Origin of the sequence: uncultured Fretibacterium sp. (assembly GCF_938040765.1) — a bacterium.
Lineage (GTDB): Bacteria > Synergistota > Synergistia > Synergistales > Aminobacteriaceae > CAJPSE01.
Genome location: NZ_CALIAA010000204.1, coordinates 1 through 1444 on the forward strand (window position 1 = coordinate 1; position 1444 = coordinate 1444).

The following is a 1444-nucleotide window of genomic DNA, read 5'->3' on the forward strand; positions in this document are numbered from 1 at the left end:
CTCCATACCTGCGCCGCGCCGTCTACCTGGCGGCTAACGCCGCACGACGCTTCGATCCTGTATTCAAGGATTTCTATGACAGGATGATTGCCAGGGGCAAACATCCCAAACAGGCCTTAGCCGCCGTCGGAACGAAACTTCTTAGGGTAATTCACGCCGTCTTGACTTCGCAGAAACCCTACAATCCACAGAAACTTTTAACCCCTGCTGCCATTTCTCAACTAAACCCTTGACTTTTTCTAGCAGGTCTCTGTTTCGGGTTTTGGAGCGGCGCCTTTGCCGCCCTCACTGCCTATACGATAAACGTTCCCATGAGATATGTCCAATGCCTAAAACGTAGCTTTGTGAATGCCTGAGACGCATGGCAGAGGGGGCACCGGAGCGCGTATGGTGGCTTGGCTTGGTGTTCGTTCCCCTTCCGAACGTGTAAAATATTTTTGTCAAACGTCATGTCATGTCTTTGAGCTATATATAACACCTGACGTTCCGTCGCGAAAGGGGGCTATTTCATGGAACTGCGCGTTCTGCGCTATTTTCTCGCCGTAGCCAGGGAGGGGACGGTATCGGGAGCGGCGGATTTTCTGCACCTTTCGCAGCCCAGCCTTTCCAGGCAGCTCATGGGTCTGGAGAAGGAGCTGGGCAAGACGCTCTTTCTGCGCGGCAGCCGGAGGATCGTCCTGACGGAGGAGGGCATGCTCCTCCGGAGGCGAGCGGAGGAGATCCTCGGCTTGGTCGAGAAGACCGAGTCGGAGTTTCTGGATGCCCACGGGGGCATCGGCGGCGACGTCCACATCGGCGGAGGGGAGAGCTGTGCCATGCGCCTGATCGCGGGTCTGGCCGAGGAGCTGCGGAGGGAATACCCGGAAGTTTGCTTCCGCCTCTTCAGCGGAAATGCGGAGGCCGTAACCGACCGCCTGGATAAGGGGCTTCTCGACTTCGGGGTCCTGATCGATCCCGCCGATTTGAAGAAGTACGACGCCATGCCCTTGCCGGACGCGGACGTATGGGGCGTGCTGATGCGCAGGGACTGTCCACTTGCGGCCCGCGAAGCGGTGCGTCTCGAGGACCTGTGGGGTCTCCCCCTGATCCTGTCGAGTCAGGCGATGGAGGGAAGGGAGCTTTCGGGCTGGCTGGGGAGAGAGTACGAGGAGCTGAACGTCGCCGCGACCTACAACTTGCTCTACAACGCCTCCCTGCTGGTGGAGGAGGGAGTCGGCTGCGCGCTCTGCCTCGACGGGATCCTGAATACCTCGGGTGACAGCCCGTTTGTGTTCCGGCCGCTGGCCCCGAGGCTGGAGGCCCGCCTAAACGTCGTTCGCAGAAAGTATCAGGTCCTCTCCAAGGCGGCCCGGACGTTCTGGGATAGACTGCAGGAAAGGCTGCAGGCCTGTCGCGCGGCGTCATGAAGAAGGGAGGTGCAATCATGCTCAAAAAGCATGGTTTG

1 protein-coding gene and 1 pseudogene are annotated in these 1444 nt (G+C 59.2%); both read left to right on the plus strand.

Going from position 1 to position 1444, the window contains the following annotated elements:
* Positions 1-233 (plus strand): annotated as a pseudogene (locus tag Q0176_RS07075) (hypothetical protein); the annotation flags it as partial.
* 276 nt (positions 234-509) lie between these two features.
* Positions 510-1406, plus strand: a complete 897-nt coding sequence (locus tag Q0176_RS07080) for a LysR family transcriptional regulator (RefSeq protein WP_299300722.1) — start codon at positions 510-512, stop codon at positions 1404-1406.
* Positions 1407-1444 lie beyond the last annotated feature (38 nt).